This is a genomic window from Corallococcus interemptor (assembly GCF_003668875.1).
Taxonomy (GTDB): domain Bacteria; phylum Myxococcota; class Myxococcia; order Myxococcales; family Myxococcaceae; genus Corallococcus; species Corallococcus interemptor.
Window position 1 is genome coordinate 1 of the sequence record NZ_RAWM01000089.1, and the last position, 21,329, is coordinate 21,329.

At 67.3% G+C, this 21,329-nt stretch carries 17 protein-coding genes; 7 read left to right on the plus strand and 10 right to left on the minus strand.

Annotation, left to right across the window (positions count from 1 at the left end; translation table 11 throughout):
- Window positions 1–343: 343 nt before the first annotated feature.
- The 3 genes from D7X96_RS39665 to D7X96_RS26495 all read left to right on the plus strand — a co-directional run bounded on the left by D7X96_RS39665 (window position 344) and on the right by D7X96_RS26495 (window position 5,593).
- Window positions 344–1,393 carry a hypothetical protein gene (locus D7X96_RS39665; protein ID WP_147468404.1) on the plus strand — a complete coding sequence of 350 codons (1,050 nt, stop codon included), beginning with the start codon at window positions 344–346 and terminating at the stop codon, window positions 1,391–1,393.
- Between the two features lie 890 nt (window positions 1,394–2,283).
- Complete coding sequence (locus D7X96_RS26485; RefSeq protein WP_244219731.1) at window positions 2,284–2,919, plus strand: hypothetical protein; 636 nt, start codon at window positions 2,284–2,286, stop codon at window positions 2,917–2,919.
- 646 nt (window positions 2,920–3,565) lie between these two features.
- Entirely contained in the window at window positions 3,566–5,593 is a 2,028-nt protein-coding gene (locus D7X96_RS26495; RefSeq protein WP_147468405.1) for a hypothetical protein, read from the plus strand.
- 18 nt (window positions 5,594–5,611) lie between these two features.
- On the opposite strand, the gene rph is transcribed toward D7X96_RS26495, so the two are convergent.
- From rph to D7X96_RS26535, 8 genes are all read right to left on the minus strand, one after another.
- Window positions 5,612–8,140 carry a rifamycin-inactivating phosphotransferase gene (gene rph, locus D7X96_RS26500; RefSeq protein WP_121771027.1) on the minus strand — a complete coding sequence of 843 codons (2,529 nt, stop codon included), beginning with the start codon at window positions 8,138–8,140 and terminating at the stop codon, window positions 5,612–5,614.
- A 128-nt stretch (window positions 8,141–8,268) separates the two neighbouring features.
- Complete coding sequence (locus D7X96_RS26505) at window positions 8,269–9,384, minus strand: sterol desaturase family protein (RefSeq protein WP_121724057.1); 1,116 nt, start codon at window positions 9,382–9,384, stop codon at window positions 8,269–8,271.
- Between the two features lie 43 nt (window positions 9,385–9,427).
- The gene (locus tag D7X96_RS26510) at window positions 9,428–12,619 is read right to left on the minus strand and encodes a type 2 lanthipeptide synthetase LanM family protein (RefSeq protein ID WP_121771028.1); all 3,192 of its coding nucleotides are present in this window, start codon (window positions 12,617–12,619) and stop codon (window positions 9,428–9,430) included.
- 116 nt (window positions 12,620–12,735) lie between these two features.
- Entirely contained in the window at window positions 12,736–12,963 is a 228-nt protein-coding gene (locus D7X96_RS26515; protein WP_208647379.1) for a mersacidin/lichenicidin family type 2 lantibiotic, read from the minus strand.
- Between the two features lie 230 nt (window positions 12,964–13,193).
- On the minus strand, window positions 13,194–13,652 hold the full coding sequence (locus D7X96_RS26520) for an SMI1/KNR4 family protein (protein ID WP_121771040.1): 459 nt from the start codon (window positions 13,650–13,652) through the stop codon (window positions 13,194–13,196).
- A gap of 10 nt (window positions 13,653–13,662) precedes the next feature.
- Window positions 13,663–14,196, minus strand: coding sequence for a hypothetical protein (locus D7X96_RS26525; protein WP_233609593.1), 534 nt, complete (start codon window positions 14,194–14,196; stop codon window positions 13,663–13,665).
- A 125-nt stretch (window positions 14,197–14,321) separates the two neighbouring features.
- Window positions 14,322–15,038, minus strand: coding sequence for a lipoprotein TP_1001-related protein (locus tag D7X96_RS26530; RefSeq protein ID WP_244219732.1), 717 nt, complete (start codon window positions 15,036–15,038; stop codon window positions 14,322–14,324).
- Window positions 15,039–15,343: 305 nt separating this feature from the next.
- Window positions 15,344–17,485 (minus strand): M28 family peptidase, encoded by a 2,142-nt coding sequence (locus tag D7X96_RS26535; RefSeq protein WP_121771029.1) that lies wholly within the window; start codon window positions 17,483–17,485, stop codon window positions 15,344–15,346.
- 148 nt (window positions 17,486–17,633) lie between these two features.
- On the opposite strand from D7X96_RS26535, the gene D7X96_RS26540 reads away from it, so the two are divergent.
- Both D7X96_RS26540 and D7X96_RS26545 read left to right on the plus strand, forming a co-directional pair.
- Window positions 17,634–18,668 carry a ferritin-like domain-containing protein gene (locus D7X96_RS26540; protein ID WP_244219733.1) on the plus strand — a complete coding sequence of 345 codons (1,035 nt, stop codon included), beginning with the start codon at window positions 17,634–17,636 and terminating at the stop codon, window positions 18,666–18,668.
- Window positions 18,669–18,694: 26 nt separating this feature from the next.
- Entirely contained in the window at window positions 18,695–19,063 is a 369-nt protein-coding gene (locus tag D7X96_RS26545; protein WP_120546297.1) for a response regulator, read from the plus strand.
- A gap of 10 nt (window positions 19,064–19,073) precedes the next feature.
- Here D7X96_RS26545 and D7X96_RS26550 read toward each other — a convergent pair whose 3' ends face one another.
- Together D7X96_RS26550 and D7X96_RS26555 are read right to left on the minus strand one after the other, a co-directional pair.
- On the minus strand, window positions 19,074–19,490 hold the full coding sequence (locus D7X96_RS26550) for an EamA family transporter (RefSeq protein ID WP_120546298.1): 417 nt from the start codon (window positions 19,488–19,490) through the stop codon (window positions 19,074–19,076).
- Window positions 19,487–20,428, minus strand: coding sequence for a DMT family transporter (locus D7X96_RS26555; RefSeq protein ID WP_121771030.1), 942 nt, complete (start codon window positions 20,426–20,428; stop codon window positions 19,487–19,489). The genes D7X96_RS26550 and D7X96_RS26555 overlap by 4 nt, the downstream gene beginning before the upstream one ends.
- A 118-nt stretch (window positions 20,429–20,546) precedes the next feature.
- Between D7X96_RS26555 and D7X96_RS41140 the strand changes: the two genes are divergently transcribed.
- Both D7X96_RS41140 and D7X96_RS26560 read left to right on the plus strand, forming a co-directional pair.
- The gene (locus tag D7X96_RS41140) at window positions 20,547–20,714 is read left to right on the plus strand and encodes a cupin domain-containing protein (RefSeq protein ID WP_244219734.1); all 168 of its coding nucleotides are present in this window, start codon (window positions 20,547–20,549) and stop codon (window positions 20,712–20,714) included.
- On the plus strand, window positions 20,698–21,147 hold the full coding sequence (locus tag D7X96_RS26560; RefSeq protein ID WP_244219735.1) for a helix-turn-helix domain-containing protein: 450 nt from the start codon (window positions 20,698–20,700) through the stop codon (window positions 21,145–21,147). The genes D7X96_RS41140 and D7X96_RS26560 overlap by 17 nt, the downstream gene beginning before the upstream one ends.
- The last annotated feature ends 182 nt before the right edge of the window (window positions 21,148–21,329 follow it).

Consider the following 21,329-nt stretch of genomic DNA (forward strand, 5'->3'; position numbering starts at 1 on the left):
CCCCCAACACCGACCCCGTCCCCGGGAGAACCCCTTAGGAAGCATGAGCCCAACCCCGCTCCATTGCGCCCGCCGCCCACTCCCAGACCGAGCAGCGGGCAGGTGCGAAATGATCAAGGGGATAGGTGAGCACATGAACATTCACGCCAGCGATAGCGGCACGAGGAAGCCGGCAGCCGGAAGCCACCAACCGAAGCCGCCACCCCAGCCGCGACCTACGCCAGTTGCGTCATCGGGTAGACCTCTCAATGAGAATGGTGGCTTACTGCCTAGCCCAACACCGACCCCCGGTGGCGGCAAAAAACACCACGGCAACTTCAAAAAGTAACAATCACGTCAGCCAATGAAATCCTCTGCTCAGACGACTGGCGGGCAGCTTGATGCCGATGAACTTATCAACCGCCTTAGGCTTAACTCGCCTGACCTGGCAGAAGAACTCTACAAGATAAGTAAAGAATATCTCGCGAGCGAAACCGCTCGCGAGAACAATCTGAACGCGAAAGCAACGTCGCTGCTCACTGCAAGCGGCCTTTCGCTTACGGTTGCATTCACGTTCGGCGGAATGCTGATTCAACACCCTGAGTACCTCAGTTCCCTTTGGGGACTTTGGCCATACATCGTACCAATCTTCTATGGGGTGGCACTTCTCGCAGGGCTTTCTGCCAGTGCCATTGCTGTCTGGTCGCTTTTGATTCGTGGCGACTATGTAGGGATTTCCGAGCAAGATGTGTTCAATCCTAGTGTGCTGATTGATTCAGACAGATTGGACTTCATCTCTCTTCCTGCGCCTGCCCAATCAAAAACGTCACCTCTCAATCAGGCAGAACAGCAAGACAGCGACAACGTCGTTATAGAGCCATCAAGCGACATCATCCCCGAATCATCATCGCCAGAACCAACAATGCCCGTGGAGCCGACGGCAGCATCAGCGGGAGCGGAAACTCAGCCTCCCGTGGAGGCTCCACCGCCGTATCCTAAATCAGGGACGGCATATTATCGACGGTTCATGACGGCGCATATTTGGCAGATCGCGCGAACCCACTTTGACATCCACGAGGCCAAAGCCAAGAGAATCAAGATAGGGCAAGGACTGTTTTTTGTCTTCCTTCTAATGCTCGCTGCCATTGGGGTTAGCTTGACAATCGTTGCCCTCATTCAGCAGCACAGGCTTGCTGCTAGTTCTCAGACAACAGTGGCATCCCCAGGAACTCCCCAACCTGTAGCCGCTCAGCATCCGATCAGCAGTGCTGGCGCGTCGTCAGTCATGCCGCCGACAATGGTGTCGACTCCTAGCGCAAGCGACGGCGGCACGAGTCCGAAAGTAGATGTAGATGGTGGCGGCACGACTCAGATAGCTAGGGATGCCGGAATTCCCCTGAATCTGTTTCGGTAGGGCACCTCGAAGCATCCTCGCCCGAGCGTCATAGGCCGCCCTGTCGGATCGCGCGTGGGTCACCTCCTCGGATCGCTGTCCCGACCAGCCCGCGTGCTCGGGAGCGTCAAGGGTCAGCTCCGTCGAAACCGGAACGGTTCTGTGCCCTTGACTCTCCCTCCGCGCGGGCGAAGGGCAACCGGCCGCAAGCAGCCAGTCCTGCGCGATCAGGAATCGCGATCCATTTGGCCGACCCGGAAGCGGTCGTTGACCCGGCCCCTGACACTCGGCACAGCCGCTGGCGGCCACCACGTACCGGACGGGCACCACGGCTACGCAGGCAGTGCTCGTCGCGGGCAAGCTCCATGGTCCCGAGGTGATACTCGGCGTAAGTGGGCATCCTGGTTCGGAGTAGCGCGGGACTTGAATGCTGGCTACCATCGCGCGTCAGACGGCACCACAGCCCCAGGGCGGCGCGGTGCCAGGGGGCTCTGCTCTATCCGGCGCTGCGCTCCGGTCGGTTTGGTAGCCCGCAGGGACCAAAAAAGAACCAAATCCAATGGACGGGCCTGGACTCACCCGGACAGGAATCCGCCCCCTTCCTCAGAGCGAAAACCGCATTGGCGGCCGGTGGTCCGAGCAGGGACCAAATCCGCCCACGAGGCTTCGATTCCCGCCGCCTTCACAGTGAGATGGCCTGGCAATCCAGTACGGGTTGCCAGGCTTTTTCTTGGGCGTGGTACATGGCTTCGCTTGAGCCCTTTCCTCAAGACGGAGCGAGTCATGCGAAGCCTCATTCTCTGGAGTCTGGTGTTGTTCTCCTCGACCGCGCTCGCGGCGGAGACACGGCTGGTCGTGAGGGCCCGCGCACGGGACGGCAAGTTCATCGGGACGTCCATGGGGGCGTCCGGGTGGTGCTCCGGGATGGGCAGACCGGCCAGGTGCTGACCAGCGGCGTCACCGCCGGCTCGACTGGGAACACCCAGACGCTGATGAAGCAGCCACAGGCGCGGGGCGCGGCGCTCGCGGATGAGGCTTCCGCGAAGTTCACGGCCACCCTGGACATCGCCGAGCCGCGGCTGGTGACGGTGGAGGTGTCCGGGCCTCTTGCGCAGCGGCAGGCGCTCGCGACCAGCACGACCCAGCTCTGGCTGCTGCCCGGCAAACACATCGAGGGCGACGGCCTCATCCTGGAGCTTCCTGGCTTCGCGGTGGATGTGCTGGCGCCATCCGCTCACGAGTTCGTCAAGCTCACGAAGGACAGGAAGCTCACCCTGCCTCTTCGCGCCAATCTCACCCTCATGTGTGGCTGTCCGACGGAGCCCAAGGGGCTCTGGGACTCCAGCCGGTATGAGCTGCAGGCCACGGTGAAGCACAATGGAAAGCCGCTCACCCAGCTCCCCCTGAAGTACGCCGGCAAGACGAGCACCTTCGAGGCAGAGCTCTCCGTCCAGCAGCCGGGTGCATACGAAGTCACTGTGAGTGCGTACGACCCCGTCACCGGCAATACCGGAGTGGACTCCACCACGTTCATCGTCGAGCCGTGACATGCCTCGCACGCCGTCAGTGCATGAGGTGCTCACGACCCGGATTCCCAGAGGGGAGACACCCTGGCCTATCGTGGCCGGGCAGCACTCAACCGGGAGACATACACATGCGTAGGGCAATCATCGCGGGCTTGATGGCAGTGGGGCTGTTGGCGGGGTGTGGTGGCACGTCCGACGAAGAGGTGGTCGCTGCATGCGCGAACGGCACCACGTGTACCGGTTCCGTTGCTCAGTGCGAGGCGACGTGCGGTCCCTCCGCCGATGCGGCTGAAAAGAACGCTTCCTGGGTCATGTGCTACTGCTGCGACGGCACCAGCATCATGGGTGTCTATATGTCGTCCTGCTTCGCCTACTGCGCGGACCGCGACGGCGTCTGCAATTAGCCGCGAAGGCAGCTAGGGGCCTGGCAATCCAATGCGGGTTGCCAGGCCTTTCTCTTGCGCTTGCTTCGTCAGGTGTCCCCTGTGCGGCTCTGCGCGTGGACCGGTCTTCCCGGGTTTCACTCGATCCCGGAAGAGCAGGCTCCTAGACTGGGGCACACCTTCGAGGAACCGTCATGGGCTGTGTCTTCTGCAAATTCGGCAAGTGTACGACTCACGAAACCTCTCCCGGCGCGCTGGATGCTCCGGCCTGGCTCAAGAAGGGCGTGGACGGGAAGACGAAGACGGGCGACAGGGAGCTCGTCAGATTGCTGCTCCATGCCTGGTTGACCCTGGGCTCCACCGCCGAGGAGCAGCATGAAGAAGCCCTGAAGGCTTATGAAACCCAGGATGCGGAGTACGACTCAGACCCGAGTGCTTTTCTTCCGCTGGGTAAAAAAATTGAGACGCTGAGCAAGGCAAAGGAGTCCGCTCTCAAGTATCTCGGAAACCTGTACGCCCATCACGAACTGGATCCCCTGAAGCTGCGAGAGAAGCTGGCGGAGGTCTACGACACGCTCGCATCCCTCACCGCCAGCGACGGACTGCAATTCATCGTCAACCTGTGCCTGGTGAACTACAGGACCGCCCAGGGCGGACGGTTGAGGAAGGCAACCTCCCTGCCGCGCAGTGCGAACGGAGAAGGGGAGTACATGCGCCCCTTCGTGGATGCCCTCCCTCCCTACGTGGCCTTCCTCCTGTCGCCGCTGCTGTCGAAGGGCCTCTCGATTCTCGCACCGGCGGTGCTGGATACAGTCCCGGGAGAAATCAAATACAGCACGAGCGCTCTCCCAAAAGACAGCGCCCGCTATCACCCTCCCAGCCGGTTCACGGCTTCGTTCCTGGCCTCCGCCACCGAGCGCAAGGATTTCGCAAGCCACTATGAGGAGCTCGGCTCCTTCGGCTTCGCGGAGCCCAGCTTCGGTCACTGGTCCGAAGGCTTTGGCGGCGGCGAACATGCGGGCACCCGGGTCTCCCTGGGCGCCTATTCGTTGAACCCGGACTACCTGGAAGAGGTCTCCAAGCGGCTGGAGCACTCCTACTCGCACCAGGAGGGGAAGTCCGTCTACAAGAACTACGGCGGCGCCCGGCCCAAGCACCTGCAGTATCTGAAATCGCGGTTCGGCGCTTCGCAGACGGGCGGTCCACTCCCGCCGGGCCTGGAGCTGAGCCTCGCGTGGATTCAAGTGCTCCAGGAGATCGCCCTCGCCGTCGTGGAGCGGGCGCAGCATCAGGATGGCTCCGTCCGCCCTTTCTTCAGCCGGATCGCCGAGAAGATCGCGAAGCGGGGCGAAAAGCTCGCGTTCGTGTTGCAACAAGGTTCGGGCCTGCTGTCGGAGGACGGCATGAAGGTGACCGAGCTCTTCGACAAGGTCTGGATCCTCGAATCCACGCTGTGGGAGTTCATGTTGCTGGGCGCTGCCTTCGTCCCCATCGCCGATCTGATCGAGCTCGTGAGACAGCGCCGCCTCACGCCGGCTGTGGCCCCCACGCCCAACCTGACCGAGGACATCCACCTGGGCGAGGCGCCCACCTTCACGAGGGTGTTCTTCCCCACCGGGACCGCCGCGGCCCTGGGCCTCCAGGAACACCTGCTGGAGAAGAAGTGTCCTCACCTCAAGGAGAACTTCGCCAAGTCAGAGCTCAACCCGTTCAAGCCCTACTTCGAGTTCTATATTCCTGGCAACGAGCCCAGGGAGAACGACGTCCAGGACTCTGCGTTCCTCTTCAACCCCTCCAAGCCCACGGAGGGACGCAGGGCGGTGTGGGTCAACCTCTCTGAAAGCCTCCACAGCAAGCTGTTGGGCAAGCAGATGCAGGAGGTGGGGACATTGATTGCGGACAAACTCCGTCAGTACCTGGGGTCGCTGCCACTGAAGAGCGACGAGCCGGTGGTGGTGGTGGCTGACTTCACCAGGTTCAGTGGAGAGATGCCCAACACCGTCGTCTACCGCATCCTCGCGGACCTCACGCGCGCCCTGAGCGAGAGCAAGACCTGCGAGATCGTCTTCCTGCGCTCGAACCTGAAGTACAACTCAGGCTCGCTGGATCGGTACCAGAGCGGTGAGGTGCTCATCCCTCCGGGCACCGCCGCGTGGTTCGTCCCCCAGGAGCTGGAGCAGAAGGCCCAGGAGGTCTTCAACGACACGGAGACCTACTGGAGCCTGTTTGGTCAGTACATCCCGCTCATGCGGAAGACCTACCTGCTCTCGGACTACGTCAGCCAGGCCCGGTGGCGGGAGTACGCGAAGTAGGCGGAGCGCGACAGCCCGTCAGGACAGGAGCTCCACGTAGCCTTCTGTCCCGTGCACGCGGATGCGCTGCCCGTCCCGGATCCGCCGGGTCGCCTGCTCCACGCCGACGACCGCCGGCAGGCCGTACTCCCGGGCAATCACCGCGCCGTGGGTCATCAGGCCTCCCACTTCGGTCACCAGGCCCTGGATGGACACGAACAAGGGGGTCCAGCTGGGGTCCGTGAAGCGGGTGACCAGGATGTCTCCCGGGGCTGGATTCGCGTCAGCCATGTCCAGGATGACGCGGGCCCGTCCCTCCACCACGCCCGATGAGACCGCCAGGCCGACCAGGGCTCCGGCGGGAAGGTCGGTCCGCTTGTACGCACCCTCGACGATTTCGCCCTCGGAGGTGATGACTCGCGGGGGCATCAGCTTCTGGAAGCGCTCGTGCTCGTCCTGGCGCTGGCGGATGAGCTGGCGATCCAACTGGTTCGTGCGCACGATCTCGCGAAGCTCCTCGAAGAAGAGGGAGTAGATGTCTTCCTTTTCCTGGAACACGCCGGCCTGCACCAGCCGCTCGGCCTCCTTCAGCAAGGCCTGCCTGTAGACGAAGTGCCGGGCGACGATGCCGTACTTCGGGTACTCGCGGTAGCCAATGAAGTTCCGGAGCCGGCGGATCATCCGCTGGGTTTCGTCTGCTTTCTGCTCTCCCTCCGGCAGCGACTTCAACCGCGCCAGGAGTTCCTGTTCCTTCTTCAAGGCCGCCTGCCGCCCCTGTTCGAACTTCTGGCTGCTGGCGCCGGGCGCGAAGGTCTGGATGTTGCTGAGGATCAACGGGACGAGGGTCGTGGGGCTTTCGCTCCAGCGCGTCCGCGTCACATCGATTTCGCCCGCGCACCGGATGCCGAACCGGCCGAGATACGCGGAGAGGGCGTCATGGGCCGCCCGTCCGCCCTCCACCCGCAGCAGGCCCTCCAGGAAGCCTTCGTCCCTGGCGGTTCGCAGGTACGCAATCACCTCCGGATGCGGCCGGATGGCGTCCGCGACCTCCAGGAGCGCCAGCCCCATCTCCGAGGTGATGTTGTTCGGTACGGACTGCGAGAGCGTGTCCGCTGCGTTCTTCTCGCCCAGCCACTCCCACATCTTGTCGTTGAGCCAGGTCACGGCGTTGATGCCTGCCATGAGCGCGCCGAAGCCCCGTGGCTCGAACAGGCTTTTCCGCGACTGCTGGAAGTCTTCCACGATGAAATCCAGCAGCTCCACCCCGGACTTTGTCTGGATGGCCTGCTTCAGCGCTTCGACCGACGCCTGGCTTTGCGCGATCAGCTCCGTGACGATGGCTGGATCGTCGTCGACAGGCGGAGGCGGGCCCCAGGCCGTCATCGCCGGCTTGCCTTGCTCGGGGACCGGGGCGGGCGGCGGTGGGATGAAATCACCCCGGTCAATGATGCTCAGGAGGGCGTCCTTGATGAGCGGATCATTGCGGCCCAGGGCCTCCAGGACGCCCGCCCGGCTCGCAGGTGACGCCAGCTCCTTCGTGCAATCGATGAACAGCCGCCCACCCGCCGCGTACATGGGACGGGCCGCGCGCATCTGCCACAGGGACAGCCCCAGGGGCTTCATGGGGTCGGTCATCATCTGTTGATGTCCGACGGAGACGAAGACGTGGTTGCCTCCGTCACCCACCTCCGGGACGGGATACAGGGTCGTGATGGGCCGGCTCTGGACGAAGAAGAACGCGTCGTCGCGCAGGCACCATTCGATGTCCTGGGGAGACCCGAAGTGCGCTTCAATCTGCCTGCCCAGGCGCTCGAGCCGCAGGACCTGCTCCTCCGTCAGCACCGGTCGGTCCTGCTGCGTGGGCGCGGACCGGGTGATCCGTCCGTCTCGCACCTGGTAGCCATCCGCGTTCACCACGCCGGAGACCAGGGCCTCCCCGAGCCCGAAGATCGCCTCGATGGAGGACACCTTCCGGTTCGAGGTCACGGGATCGGCCGTGAACAGGGTTCCGGCCGCGTGCGGGTTGACCATCTTCTGCACCACCACCGCCATGTGCACCTTGCGATGGTCGAAGCCGTGTTGGATCCGGTAGGCGACGGCCCGTTCGGTGAAGAGTGACGCCCAGCACCGGCTGACGTGCGTCAGGAGCGCCGGTGTCCCGATGACGTTCAGGTACGAGTCCTGCTGGCCCGCGAACGACGCCGTGGGAAGGTCCTCCGCTGTCGCGCTGGACCTGACGGCGTAGGCCGCGTGTTCGCCAAGCCTGGAATGGAATCGGGTGATGGCCTGCTGGAGGTCGTCAGGGATGGCGAGCCCTTCGATGTGCGCACGGAGTTCCGCGCTGAGCTCCCGGATGCCCTCCCGGTCCTCCGCCTTCAGCCGTGACAAGCGGTCGAGCCCAGGCGCTTCGCCCAGGACCCGCTTGAAGGCTGCGGTGGAAACGCAGAAGCCCTCCGGGACGCGGATTCCTTCCAGCTTGGAGAGCTCCCCCAGGCTCGCGCCCTTCCCTCCGACCTCCGCGATTCGGGTCCGATCGACCTCGTGGAAACCCAGCGCGTAAGCAGTCATCGCCGCACCTCCCTCGTCAAAGAGAGCGCGACTGTAACGATGGCGGACGCCGCGGTGTCTGCCATTCGCCTGATATATTTAGAACTTCAGGTCCCCACGGATTTCATGTAGACAGGGTTCAAACGGAGCTACCCGTAGGGCGTCTGCTGATGGCGCTGGAACGGGTACGCCAGCTGGCCCAGGTAGGTCTCCGGCGGCTGGAACTTCGTGGTCCCGTACTTCGACGGCCAGTGGGCCGGCATGTACGCGGTGCCGAAGATGACGTCGATGAACGACAGGAAGACGGCGAAGTTCTTGTCGATGCCTTCGTCATCGGACGTGTGGTGCCAGTGGTGGAACTCCGGCGTCGCGAAGATCCAGCGCAGGTACGGCCAGCGGTGGTTGACGTTGGCGTGGATGTACACCGCGTGGAAGGACACGAAGACGAGGTAGCCGTAGATGGCGGAGGGGTGGAAGCCCAGCAGGAACACCGGCACGAAGCCCGCGAAGCGGTTGACCAGGGTGTCCACCAGGTGGCTGCGCGAGCTGGCCAGCCAGTCCATCTGCAGCGGCGAGTGGTGGATGGCGTGGAAGTTCCACATCCACCCGAAGGTGTGGAAGGCCCGGTGCACCCAGTAGCTCACCAGGTCGATGACCAGCAGGATTTCGAAGAACTGGAGCCAGATGGGCTGCGCGGCCACGTGCGCCTGGAACTCCAGCTTCACGGCCCAGGACAGGAACACCTGCACGGGGATGAGCACCGCGAAGGAGATGAGCTGGACGCCCACGTGGCTGACGAAGAAGTGCTTGAGGTCGGTCTGCCAGCCGGTGCGGAAGATCTTCTGCTCGTGCAGTCCCCACAGCCGCTCCATGGGGATGAACACCAGCCCGAGCACCAGCAGGTCCAGCGCGAAGAAGTCCAGCCCCGCGCTCATCGCTCGCGGCGTGTGCGTCAGGGGCTCCGCCTCGCTGCCGCCCAGGAGCAGCGCCACCATCGCCAGCACCATGGCGATGCCGCCGTGCGCCTTGGAGCGCAGCGTCATCACGCTGAAGGTGCCCAGCAGGAAGGTGGTGACGATGGACACCTGGAGGATGCCCCGGAAGACCTCCAGGTGCTCCACGTAGAAGGCCCGGCCGTCGTTGGACACGAGCACGTGGGGGAACAGGAAGCAGAACTCCGCCATCACGCAGAGCACGCCCAACAACCCGCCCGTGACACCGGCGCGCTTGCCCAGGTCGATGCGCCGGGCGGGAGCAAGAATCATTTCCAAGGAGGACCGTCCAGAAGGAGTGCGGCGAGGCGTGAGCCTACACCACCCGGGGCGGCTGCAATGCCAGCACGGACGGCACGAAGCCGGGCGCGGCCAGACGCAGAAGCCCCATTCCAATCCCAGACAGGCCCAGCATCAGCCCTGGCGCCTCGGTGAACCGGGGCAGGCCGCAGCGCCAGCCTCCATCCTGGCCCTGCGCCAGCACCCGCGCGGCCCGCGAGCGCGCGGCCTCCTTCCAGGTCTCGTCGCCCAGCACCTCTCCCGCCAGGTGCAGCACCTCCAGGTTGCCCACGTCTCCGTGGCACAGGCAGTGGCTGCCGCCGAAGCCCTCCCGCTGCACGGTGTCGAGCCCGGCGCGAACTTCATCACGCAGCCGCACGTCGTCCAGATGCCGCAGTGACAGCAGCCGGGCCAGGACGCCGCCCGCGGCCCCGTTGCACCAGGCGGTCATGAAGCCGCCGGGGACCATCGGCGCGCCGTCCTTCGACGTGCGCAAATCCTTCCAGTTGCCTCGCTCCGGGACGAACAGGGCCCGCTCGAAGTCCAATCCCTGTCGCGCGGCCTCCCGGTAGCGCTCGTCGCCGGTGAGCGTGGCCAATTCCAGCAGGGCCCAGACGAAGCCCGCGGCGCCGTGGGCCAGGCCCGTGAGTGCGCGTCCGGCCGCCGGCACCACCCAGGCTCGTCCCCCCTGTTCGGAGTCGCTCGCCGTCTGGAGCATCCGCTCGCCGCACTTGCGCGCCAGCCGGAGCGCTTCCGTGCTGCCGGTCTGCTGGTGCAGCCGCGTCAGCACCAGCCCGGCTCCCGCGACGCCGGCGATCAGGTCCAGCGCCGTGTCTGATTCAATCCTTGCCTCCAGCGAACCCAGGCCCGCGTGGACCTCGTCCAGGAGTGCCGGGTCACCCAGCGCCGTGGCCAGGTGGCTGAGCACGTAGACGTGCGACGCGCGCCCGGAGAACGCCCCCACGCCGGGAGGGTCTTGCGACTCGGCCGCGCGCCACTGCTCGCGCACCGGCACCGCCGCCCTGCGCGCCAGAGTCGCGAAGTCCTCGCGGCCCGTCACCGCCGCCAGGTAGCCGAAGAAGAGCGCCAGGCCCGCCACACCGTCGAAGAGGTCCGTGCGCAGGGGAGAGAGCCCCCAGCGGCGGCGCTCCAGGTCCTGGAGGCCCAGGCCAATCCAGCCGGCGTCATGGGCGCCATGGATGGCATTGGCCGCCAGCAGCTCCCCCAGCTGGACCGCGCCAGCGAGGCACGCCTCGGGCGTGGCGGGAGGGGGCGGGGCTTCACTGGCGGACGGTCCCTGCGCGCGGGGGGCCACGTTCTCCCGCTCCAGCGTCACCAGGGACTGGCGGATGAGCGCCACCTGTTCAGCGCAGTCCTGGGGGCTCAGGGCCTCCAGCAGCTGGCGTGAGCCCTCCAGGCCGGGGCGGGGCAGGTGGTCCGGGATGCAGCGTCCCTGGCTGTCCCAGACATGGCGGGAGCCGGGCCGGGCGCTGAAGACAGGCACGTCCCCCAGCCGGAGGTCGTCGTGCTCGGAGGGCGTCAGCCGCGCCAGCGCGGGGCGCACGCGGACCTCCGCCCACAGCTTGTCGAGCAGCTGGTCCCGGTCGAGCGCGTCGCGCAGGAAGTCCGGGTGCAGGCTCTCCTGGAGGAGGACGCCGTAGCGCATCGTCGCCCGGGCGATGTGGCGCACCTCCACGTCCCGGAACCCCTCGAGCGTGCGCACCACCTCCTCGCGATGCTGGAGCAGCAGCCCGTAGGTCTCCTGGAAGCCCTCCTCGATGCACGTCGCGAACGCCGTGGCGTCCACGGGCTGTCCGTGGAGCAGCGGGCGGTTGTGGGCCGCCGCGGTGGCCGGCTGCCGGCGGACGACGTGCAGGGTGTCCCGGGCGCGGTCCTCCAGCGTGGGCGCGGCGTGGGGGAAGAGCTGGCCGGCCTCGCCGCCCAGGCCGCTCAGGTCCACTCCGGCCTGGCCCTCCTTGCCGAACATGAGCATGGGCAGCAGGCCGCTGCTGAGCACGGACCGCTCCAGGAAGCGCGCGGCCCGCGAGGCCGCCGTGTCGTCGGCGCGTGGGGCGGGGAGCTGGTGGAAGAGCCCCTCCAGGTCCACCAGGACGGGGAACTCCCCGGCCGCGAGGAGGTTGCCGGAGTGGAGGTCCACTCCGCGCAGCAGGTACAGCAGCGCCAGGTGGCTGCCCTGCCGCCAGTAGAACCGCCCCACGGCGTCGCGGTCGTCGCATCCGCCGGTGTCGACGTGCTCCACCCAGCCATGCGACTCGCGCGTCAGCACCTTCAGCCGGCGGTGGGGATGGCGCAGGCCCCAGCGCTCCAACTGCTCCAGCAGGTCCTGGTAGCGAGCCTCGACCTCCAGCGACCGAGGCTTGTAGACGACGCGCAGGCCGGAGCGGAACGTCAGCAGCGCCACGCTGCGGCCCTCGCGATGCAGGTCTCCCGCGCCGATGCGCGCCTCCACGAGCGGCCCCGGATCCATTCCGGAACCGAGCAGGGCTGCCAGGGCCTCGCGGTCCTCCGCCAGGTGTGTCAGCAGCTCCAGGCTCGTGCGGATCCACCGGTCCAGGGACGTCACCAGGAGCCGCGCCAGCACCGGGTATTCCTCCAGGAACGCGGCGAGCCGGCCCGGGGCCTCGAAGTGGCGCAGGGCGAAGTCCTCGAAGCGCGCCTGGGGGGTCGCGCCTTGCAGCTCGCCGCGCAGGCGGGCCACGTTGAGCTCCAGCACCAGTGACCGGGTCGCGGTCTGCGTCAGGCGCTGCTCCAGCGCGTCCATCAGCAAGGCTTCGGCCTGCGCGCTCAGCAACGTCTCAGGGGATGCCGTCAGTGCCGATACACCGGTTCGCAGCCGGCGCAGTCCCAGTTGGAGGAAGCGGCGGGTCAGGGACGGCACGCGCATCCGCGGGCTCGAGTCCACGGGGGAGGGCAGGGTGACGTCGGCGGCGCGGTCCGCCAGCACCTCTTCCAGGAGCGGCAGCCACGCCAGGGCCTCTGGCCGCGCGGTGCCTCCGGCGAGCCTACGCACGAAGGACGCCGTATCCAGCCCCACGCCCTGAAGCCGTTCATCGAAGGACGCGTCATCGCCCAGCGTGCTGCGGCGCCAGGCCTGGAGGCGCGCCTCGGCCTGCTGGAGCGCCGCGGTGGAAGGGTCCGCTCCCGTGGCCTCCCGTTCATGGAGGAAGGCAGCCCGCTCCCACGCACCCATCTTCGAGCCCTCTTGCATGCGCGCCCTGCACGTCCGGCGGGACGTGGAAAAAGACAGGCGCGAGAGCCGGAGCCCTCGCGCCTTGAATGCGACAGGACGACTCCGGGTGGGAGCCGCCCGTCACACCCAGTCCATCAGCACAGGGAGAACGTCAGGTTGGTGCAGATGTACTCACAGGAGTTGGTGGCGGTGAAGCCGATGTCGATCCGGCCGCCAACGACGTCCATCAGCTCGGTCTCGTTCAGCTCGTTCAGCGTCGCACCGGAGGGGTTCGCGGGCAGCTGGGCGCGCTGCTCGGCGGTGAGGCTCTCGCGGAACGACGGGTCCTTCCAGGCGCGGATGATCATGTCGGGGGTCATCATGGGGGGCCGCCTCCTTTTTGACGGCGAGCCAAGGGTAACTCGCGGACTCCAGCTGCTTCAAACATCTCCGGCATTTCCGTGTATCAATGGGTGATTCTGCCGTGAGTCGTGGACGCCCCAGCTTCACTCGGCGCGTAGGGCGGGAGCGACGCGCAGGTGAAAGCCAACTGCTGAGGTCCTTGTGTCCTGGTCACCCTGTTTGAATGCCGCGCGAGCGGAAGACTCAGGGCTCATCTGTCCAGCCAGTATGAGAAACCATCGCTTCGCATCGCGCGTTCAAGGAACTCCGAGAACGAAGACGCAATGCGTTTCGTCTTGGGGAATGTCTCGTGCCACGCGTCGAACAACGGATACCGGCCGGACTCCTGCTGCGAGACGTCCAGGACGACGTAGTTGGTGTCCTGCATGTCCACGAGCGTGTATTGCGATGGGGCTCCGTGCGTATCGTCATCCCGCCCCATGATGGCCAGCCGGGCACGGCGTATCTCGGCCAGCGGGAGGATGCGGTAGCTCGCGTCGGGCTCTAGCTCGAAGAGCGTGCCGCCATTGGAGTGCAGGTAGAAGGCGCGCAGGTCCGCATCCAACTTCCAGCCGACGCGAGCCTCGAAGTCGGCGATCTGCTCGGCCATCGCAGGTGGGCGGGAGAAGTGGCTGCGGGAGAACTCCTCCAGGAGTCTTTCCATGGACATGGCGGCGTCCTCAGTCAACGTAGGGCCGCGCTGGGCCCGGCGTCAGCCACTTTCCCCCTGGTGCATAGCAGGCGGGGTAAGCGCTGTTGAATTCAAGGTGTACGTCGGGCGGGACGGGCAGGACGTTGCCAGGAGCGAGCGGCGGACCTCCATGCAGCAAGTCGTAGATGTGGTGGCCGGGCCAACTGGTGCTGCCCGCCTTTGGCCAGTCACCATATTCACTGCTCCAGTCGCGCCGGAATGCCGTGCGACCACGCTCCCAGATTTTTCGTTGTGCCTCGCTGTCAGGCACGGTCGGGTAGTCGCAGCAGCAGTGGGTGATGGCGAGACGACCGCCGGCCTCCGCTGGCATGAGCAGGAAGCGGCCTTGCCAGTCACCCTTGATGTCGGCCAGCCACATGCAGCCCATGAGGGCATGGCCCTGGGCCGCGCACTTCGCCTCGCAGCGAGACAGGAAGTCAGCGCTGCATTGCCAGGGCCCGTAATAGATGGTCGTCCGGACCTGCCCGCCGTCCGGCGTCTTGACGATCGGGCTGACCCACATCGCTCGCGCAGGACTTCCTCCCCCGCCGACCGTGGCCGAGCCACACCCCACCATGGCGAGGAGGGTGGCGAGGCTCGCGGTCCGGCGAAGGACGGGCGACCTGCTGGGTTCAAGCGCCATGCGGCTCAGTACGAGCCCCAGCGCGAAGGCAGCGGACCGCTCCACTGTGACTGGGTGCCCGGAGTCGCCAGCGGCGTACTGCCATTGATGCGCATGATGCTGGAGGCCTCGTTGAGGTCGGACCAGTTCACGGCGATGTTGCGGCAGTAGCGGTCTTTCGCGAACCCCGTGGTCAGGTCGTGGATGCAGGGCGTGGCATCCCAGACGCGGTCCGCCTGCAGCCGCTGGACCGCGGCGACGATGTTGGAGGGCATCTCCCCGGAGGCCCGGACGAAGGGAACGCCATCGACAGGCGCGCCCTTGGACGACAGCAACTCAAACACCTTGCCGGAATAGCTCAGCGTGCCCTGCATGCTGAAGTCCCAGGCACTGGCGCTGAAGGGTGACGTCTGCCCACACGAAGCCGGATTGCCGGGCGCGTCGGTGCAGGCGCCTCCGAGGTGCAGCACCAGCACGGCGCCCGTCTCCACCGTGTAGCCCTGGGGGAAGGTGAAGGCGAAATCGGAGTTGGTGAGCTCCCGGAGGGAGATGCCCGTCAGTGTCCCTCCGGAGACGGCCACCAGTTCGATGAGGTCCTGCGGGGCGTCGGGGTTGATCTCGGTGATACGCAGCGAGGCTTCCGGCGGCGCCCCACCGCCACCATCCACGGTGCCCGCATCCTGGCCACCCGCATCCGGAACGCCCGCGTCGTCAGAACCCGCGTCGGCGGTCCCGGCGTCCACGCCTGAATCACTGCCTGCGTCCACGACCCCCGCGTCCGGCGACGCGGCCTGAACACAGCGTTCCTCAACGCAAACGATATCGGGACCCCGGGCCGCACAATCCGCGGTTTCGGTGCACTCAGGATTGGAACAGGCGGCGGCGAGCGGGAGCAGGGCAAGGGCTGCGAATCGCGAACGAATCATATTGGAGACCAGGATGGGAGAAACGGCTGCGCCTTGAGCGCGGGTGCCGGAGTCGCGGCGGAACCGTAGACGTCGCTACGGCCCGCCGAAGTATCATGAGGCTCCGACATTGGAGCGTCTTGTCAGCGTCCGCGCGTCATGACGCCGCCCTGCTCCAGCAGGGTGAACAGCTCCACCAGCGCGCCCACGGGGAAGACGTAGCCATATTCGGCGTAGGCGGCATCGCGGATGTCCGCCACGGAGCGCTTGCCGTCGGCGTAGCTCGCGACGGCATCCGCCAGTTGGTAGAAGCGCAGCTCGCTCTCTCCCTGCTCCCGCAGCGCCGAGGCCGCGGCGTTCATCGCGGCGTTCACCGCGTCCACCCGGGCCTTGGACTCGGGGGACGCGCGGCGCTCCAGGTCGTCGAACGAGGCGAGCTCCTGGCCCTTCACCCGGCGCGGCACGAAGGCCCTCGCACGGCGCTCGGCTTCGTCAGGCGAGGGCTCCTTCAAGGACACCCCGCGCGCCTTGCCGTCCGCCTCCAGGCGCTTGAGGGCCTGGGACTCGGCGGTCTCCAGCGTCCGCACCATCGCCTTCACCGGCTCGGCGGGCGCTCCCAGGGCCAGGCAGGAGCGCAGGGCGTCGCGTTCACGCTGATAGCCAGCGCGCACCCCGGCGCGGGCCAGCCGGGCGAAGCCGGGCACCTGCGCGGCGGGCATGGCGGCCAGGTCGCGGCGGGCCCGGAACTCGTCCTCCGCCACGCGCCTCGCGCCGTGCACCGCCACCAGTCGCGAGAGCTCCAGGGCCCCCGGGCCTTCGGCCCACGCGGCGACGGTGATGGAGGCCAGGCTCGCGAAGGCCGCGCGGTGCAGCTGGGTGGGGTCCACGTTCTCCGGCCGGTCACCGCTGGTGTGGTAGCCGTCGTCCGGCCACGTCGAGAAGGCCACGCCGGGGATGCCGTGGTCGTTGAAGAGCTGGTGATCCGAGCCCCGGCTGTAGCGCTCCATGTGCGCATCCATCGGGTCCCGCGAACCGGTGACCGAGCCGATGCGGAAGTCCTTCCGCGTCGGGTAGGCCACGCTGTTGAAGCGGTTCATGAAGGCCACCGTGGACTCGGACACTGCGTTCACGAAGCTGCCGTTCCAGTCCGGGGTGTACGAGACGGAGAAGCGTGAGTGGGCGCGCGTCAGGCTGGCGCCGAGCATGTCGAAGTTGAACTGCGCCACCCGCCGCACCGGATCCGCGCCGTGGTGGGAGAACCACTCGCGGGTGCCCTCGAACTCCGGCAGCCACAGCACGCGCAGGGTCCGCACCGGCGGCGGCAGCACGCCCCGGCGGATGAGCGTGGTGTAAGTGCGCACCAGCTCCAGCAGCGTGGCGGATCCGGAGGCGTTGTCGTCGGACCCGGGCTTGTAGTGGTCCAGGTGCGCGGTGAGGACGACCTCCTCGCCCGCGCGCGTGCCGGGGATGACGCCGCTGACGATGCTGAGATGTCCCGTGGGCTCTTGCGTGGCGACGCTCACGTCCACCTTCACCGGGCCCTCCCGCAGCTGCGTGCGCAGCTCACGCCCCTGCCGGTCCGACACCATGAACAGGAAGGGCGTGCGCATGCCCTGCGGGATGAGGCTCCGGGGCACGGCGGCCCAGCCCACCTGATCCGGAAAGTCGCCTTCCATGCGGTGGGGCGCGTTCCAGGGCGGCGTTGAATACGAAGACACCACGCCCACGGCGCCGTGCTTCACCACGGCGTTGCGCAGCGTGGCCCCGAGGTGCCCGTGGCTGAGCGCCACCTTGCCCTTCAGGTCCTTGCCCGCGTAGTCGGCGTCCTGCGTGCCCATGCCCACGTCGACCAGCTCCAGGTCCTTGCCCTCGAAGCTGCCGCTGCCCGACGCCAGGGACATGGGCAGGTCCGCGTAGGACGTCACCCGGTAGCGGTGGGGACCTGTCACCCACAGCTCGCCGTGCGTGGCCCGCCACTGGGGACCGTCCTTCATCGCTTCAATCTGGACGTCCTGGAGCCCCGCGGCCTCGGCGGCGGCCTTCGTCCACGCGGCCGCCTCCGAATAGCCGTCCACGCTGTCCCGCGCGAGCAGGGACAACCGCTGCACGCCGTCATGGATGCGGTCCCCCGAGCTCTCCTGGATGAGGGCGCGCACCACGTCGTCCCGGAGCACCAGGCCGGTGGTGGGAGAGATGGGGCCCAACGGGGACGCGGGCGCCTGGGCGGAGGCGCTGACGGAGGTGACCAGCGCGAGGAGGGCGAAGGGCAACGGGCGAAGGGACATAGTCCCCCCGTTCTACAGCGAACCCCCAGCGGACCGGGATTCCGTGCAGCGCGCTGCACAGATGCGTGGCCACTTGCACACCCGTAGGGTCCTCTCTCCACGGGCGCCGCCGGCATGTGCTGGCACATGGGTTGCTGAAGGGCCGTGCATGGTTGAGATCGTCTTGATGGTGGTGGCGGCTGTCGTCCTCCTGGGGCCCATCCTCTTCGTGGCGGGCATCGTCACGATGAGCAAGCGCAACAGCACTCGCGGTGGCCTGATGACGTTGCTGGGGGCCGTGACGATGGGGCTCGTGTTCTGGGCCTACAACGTCCTCGGCAACATGAACTTCTCGAAGGGCCGCGTGCTGCGTCTCAAGGGGCGCGCCCGCGTGGCCCGCCGGGCGCTGGGGGACGGCTGGGCGGACGACGCCGCTCCGGCGCTCGAAGGGCTCACGCCCTGGCAGCGGACGGTGCTGGGCGAGGCCTGGATGTACTCCGCGGGCATGGAGCACGCGTCGGTGCCGGCCTTCGCGAAGCTGTCGCTCAAGCTCTCCGCCCTGGGCGCCCCCTCGGAGTTGCTGGAGGCCTGTCACCTGGCGGCCCTGGACGAGGTCCGTCATGCCCGGCGGTGCTTCGCGCTCGCCCGGGCCTACTCGGGGCTGCCCTGGAGCGCGGGCGCGATTCCGGAGCTGGCGCAGGAGCGCCCCTCGCCTCCCAGCGCTGACGAAGGGGACGCCTGGTCCCGGCTGGTGCGTGGGTCCTTGCTGGATGGATGCCTGGGGGAAGGGCTGGCCGCCAGCGTCGCGGAGGAGGCGTCCCGGCGGGCCAGCGACCCTGTCGTGTCTGAAACCCTGGCGGTCATCGCCGAGGACGAGGCACGGCACGCGGAGCTGGCCTGGGACGTGATTGCCTTCGCGCTGGAGCGGGGCGGCGGCAAGGCGAAGCAGGCGCTGCGTGAGGCATTGGAGGCGCTGGAGACGCAGCGCACGCCCGCGCTCCCCAGCATCCCCGGCGTCGACGAGGCCTTCCTGGCGCGCAACGGTGTGCTGCCCCAGGCGGAGCTGGGACGGCTGATGGAGGAGTGCATCCAACAGACGCGTGAGCGGGCCATGGCCTTCACGCGTCAAGGGAGGACACCCGGTGTTTCATTCCGCTGGGATGGAGAACGCGCGCACCTTGTCCGGGGTGGAGCGTTCCGGTAGGACTCAACGCCCGGGGACCTCACGTCGTGCCGAATCGCTCAAAGACCATCCTCGTTGTCGATGATGAGCGGGACTTGAGGGAGACCCTCGCCGAGCTCCTGGAGATGGCTGGCTATCGCGTGGTGCAAGCCGCCAACGGCCTGGCGGCCCTGGAGCTGCTGGCGGCCGCTCCCATGCCGGGCATGGTGCTGCTCGACAAGATGATGCCGGTGATGGACGGGTACGAGTTCCTGCTCCACGTGCGCGACGATCCCAACTACCGGGAGCTGCCGGTGCTGATGATGACGGCCGACTCCGGCTTCCGTGCGCCACCGGAGACGCTGGGGCTTCTGTACAAGCCCCTGGACCTCGACAAGCTGCTGCGGCTCGTGGCCCAGCACTGTCCCCTGGGCTGATGCGCAGCGGTCAGCCCAGCGTCAGCAGCGCGCCGCAGACCATCATCCCCACGCCCACGACGAGCTTCCACGACAGCGGCTCTCCCAGCAGACCCCACGCCAGCACGAGCGTGAGGGCCAGGCTGAGCTTGTCGATGGGCGCCACCCGCGACGCGGGCGCCAGCTGGAGCGCCCGGAAGTAGGCCAGCCAGGACAGGCCCGTGGCCACGCCGGAGAGCGCGAGGAAGAGCAGCGTGCGGCGGCTGAGCGTGGGCAGCGCGGCTCCCTCTCCCCGGGCCAACGCGATGGCCCAGGCGAAGACGAGCACCACCACGGTGCGCAGGGCGGTGGCGAGCGTGGACGGCACTCCCTCCACGCCCACCTTCCCAAGAATGGCGGTCAGCGCGGCGAAGCCCGCGGAGGCCAGCGCGTACATCCACCACGTCATGTGCGTGACTCCTCTGGCTTCAGCGCGGACGCGGAGCGCAGCAGGCCCGCGCCGCTCACGATGAGGATCCCGGTGAGCACCATCACCGCGCCCACGGCGAAGGACAGGTCCGCGTGCTCGTTGAGCACGAAGATGCCCGCGCTGACGCCGAACAGCGGCGTCATGAAGGAGAAGACCGACAGGTTGGACGCGAGGTAGCGGCGCAGGAGCCAGAACCAGGTGAGGTAGCTGGCGAAGCAGACGATGACGCCCTGGAAGAGCAGGCTCGCCCAGGCCACCGGCGCCATCGAGATGGGGCCGGCCTGGCCCGTGAGCAGGGCCACGGGCAAGAGCAGCGCGACGCCGCCCACCAGCTGGTACAGCAGGGTCTGCGTGGGCGGCGCGTCCGACAGCTTCGAGACGCGGATGGCCACGGTGGTGGTGCCCCAGGACAGGCCCGCGAGCAGCCCCATCGCGTCTCCCAGGAGCACCTCCGGGCTGAGGCCTCCCTGGAGCCAGCCGCCGCCAAAGGCCAGCGCGATGCCCGCGAAGGCCACGCCAATCCCCAGCCACTGCGTCCGCTTCAGCCGCTCCGAGGGCACCCACCAGTGCAGGCCCAGCGCGGAGAAGACGGGCGCCGTGTAGAGGAAGATGCCCATGTGCGAGGCGTGCGTGTGGCGCAGCCCCTCGCCCACGAAGAGGAACTCCAACGCGAAGAGCACGCCCACGAGCAGGCCGGGACGCCACGGGCCGTGTCGCAAGAGCCCGCGCTCGCCCCGGAACCAGCACAGCAGCGCCACCAGCAGCGCGGCCACGCCCGAGCGCAGCGCCATCTGCATCAGGTTCGGGACATGGGGCGCGGCCAGTTTGACGGCCACCTGCTGCAAGCCCCAGATGGCGCACAGCACGACCATGGTCGCGAAGGCGAAGCCGTCCGCGGGTTTCCGGTGAGAACTCATGACTTCATCCTGCGCATGGCGGGGCGGATGGATATAGCGAGATTCCGACAACCCATCCCGAGAAGCCGCCATGGCGAAGCAGCTGCAAGTTCCCTTCACCTCAAAGCTTCCACACCCCGTGTATTTCCGGGCAGCGAACCTGCCCGCGGCGGCCGCCTATCCCCGGCACCGCCACCCGTGGGGTGAGTTCGTCTACGCCTTCAGCGGGGTGATGGAGCTCAAGCTGGCGGGCAGCCACTACCTCGCTCCTCCGCAGTACGAAGTCCCTGATGGAGCACCTGCGTGAGCACGCGCTGGCGCAGCCACGCACCAGCGCCGAGCGCCGGTTGTTCCGGGTGCTCATCGACCAGCTGGCGCTGGCGCCCGCCCATGGGAGCTATCTGCCCATGTCCGATGATCCGCTCCTCCAGCCGGTCCTCACGGCGCTGGAGCAGCACCCCGAGGACGAGCGCTCCCTGGCCGAGTGGGCCCGCGAGCTGCACACCACGGAGCGCACGCTGGAGCGGCGCTGCCAGCAGCACCTGGGGCTGTCGTTCAGCGAGTGGCGCCAGCGGCTGCGCGTCGTCAAGGCGCTCGCGATGCTGGAGCAGGGACACGCGGTGGAGGCCATCGCGCTGGACCTGGGCTACAGCAGCGCCTCCGCCTTCATCGCGATGTTCCGGCGGATGACGGGCACCACGCCGGACAAGGTCCGGGGCCAGGCCTTCGTGGCGCCGTGAGCAGCGCTACGCGACAGGGTGGGGTCGTCCCGGACGGGATTGCCGAACAGCAGCTCCCGGGAGATGACGGGCGGCGGCTCCGCCAGCGCGGGCGCGGCCCACAGCATCAACACCCCTACCGCCTTTGCGCAGCCGCATCGAAGCGCTCCATCCATGGCCAAACGAAAGCCCAGCAACCCGGT

Bases quoted from the DNA above. Each gene is read 5' to 3' on its own strand.
- D7X96_RS26520 (WP_121771040.1), bottom strand. From the start codon at position 13,652: ATGTCCATGGAAAGACTCCTGGAGGAGTTCTCCCGCAGCCACTTCTCC.
- D7X96_RS39665 (WP_147468404.1), top strand. From the start codon at position 344: ATGAAATCCTCTGCTCAGACGACTGGCGGGCAGCTTGATGCCGATGAA.
- D7X96_RS26515 (WP_208647379.1), bottom strand. From the start codon at position 12,963: ATGATGACCCCCGACATGATCATCCGCGCCTGGAAGGACCCGTCGTTC.
- D7X96_RS26550 (WP_120546298.1), bottom strand. From the start codon at position 19,490: ATGACGTGGTGGATGTACGCGCTGGCCTCCGCGGGCTTCGCCGCGCTG.
- rph (WP_121771027.1), bottom strand. From the start codon at position 8,140: ATGACTGCTTACGCGCTGGGTTTCCACGAGGTCGATCGGACCCGAATC.
- D7X96_RS26505 (WP_121724057.1), bottom strand. From the start codon at position 9,384: ATGATTCTTGCTCCCGCCCGGCGCATCGACCTGGGCAAGCGCGCCGGT.
- D7X96_RS26560 (WP_244219735.1), top strand. From the start codon at position 20,698: ATGGAGCACCTGCGTGAGCACGCGCTGGCGCAGCCACGCACCAGCGCC.
- D7X96_RS26525 (WP_233609593.1), bottom strand. From the start codon at position 14,196: ATGTGGGTCAGCCCGATCGTCAAGACGCCGGACGGCGGGCAGGTCCGG.
- D7X96_RS26555 (WP_121771030.1), bottom strand. From the start codon at position 20,428: ATGAGTTCTCACCGGAAACCCGCGGACGGCTTCGCCTTCGCGACCATG.
- D7X96_RS26510 (WP_121771028.1), bottom strand. From the start codon at position 12,619: ATGCAAGAGGGCTCGAAGATGGGTGCGTGGGAGCGGGCTGCCTTCCTC.
- D7X96_RS26540 (WP_244219733.1), top strand. From the start codon at position 17,634: ATGGTTGAGATCGTCTTGATGGTGGTGGCGGCTGTCGTCCTCCTGGGG.
- D7X96_RS26535 (WP_121771029.1), bottom strand. From the start codon at position 17,485: ATGTCCCTTCGCCCGTTGCCCTTCGCCCTCCTCGCGCTGGTCACCTCC.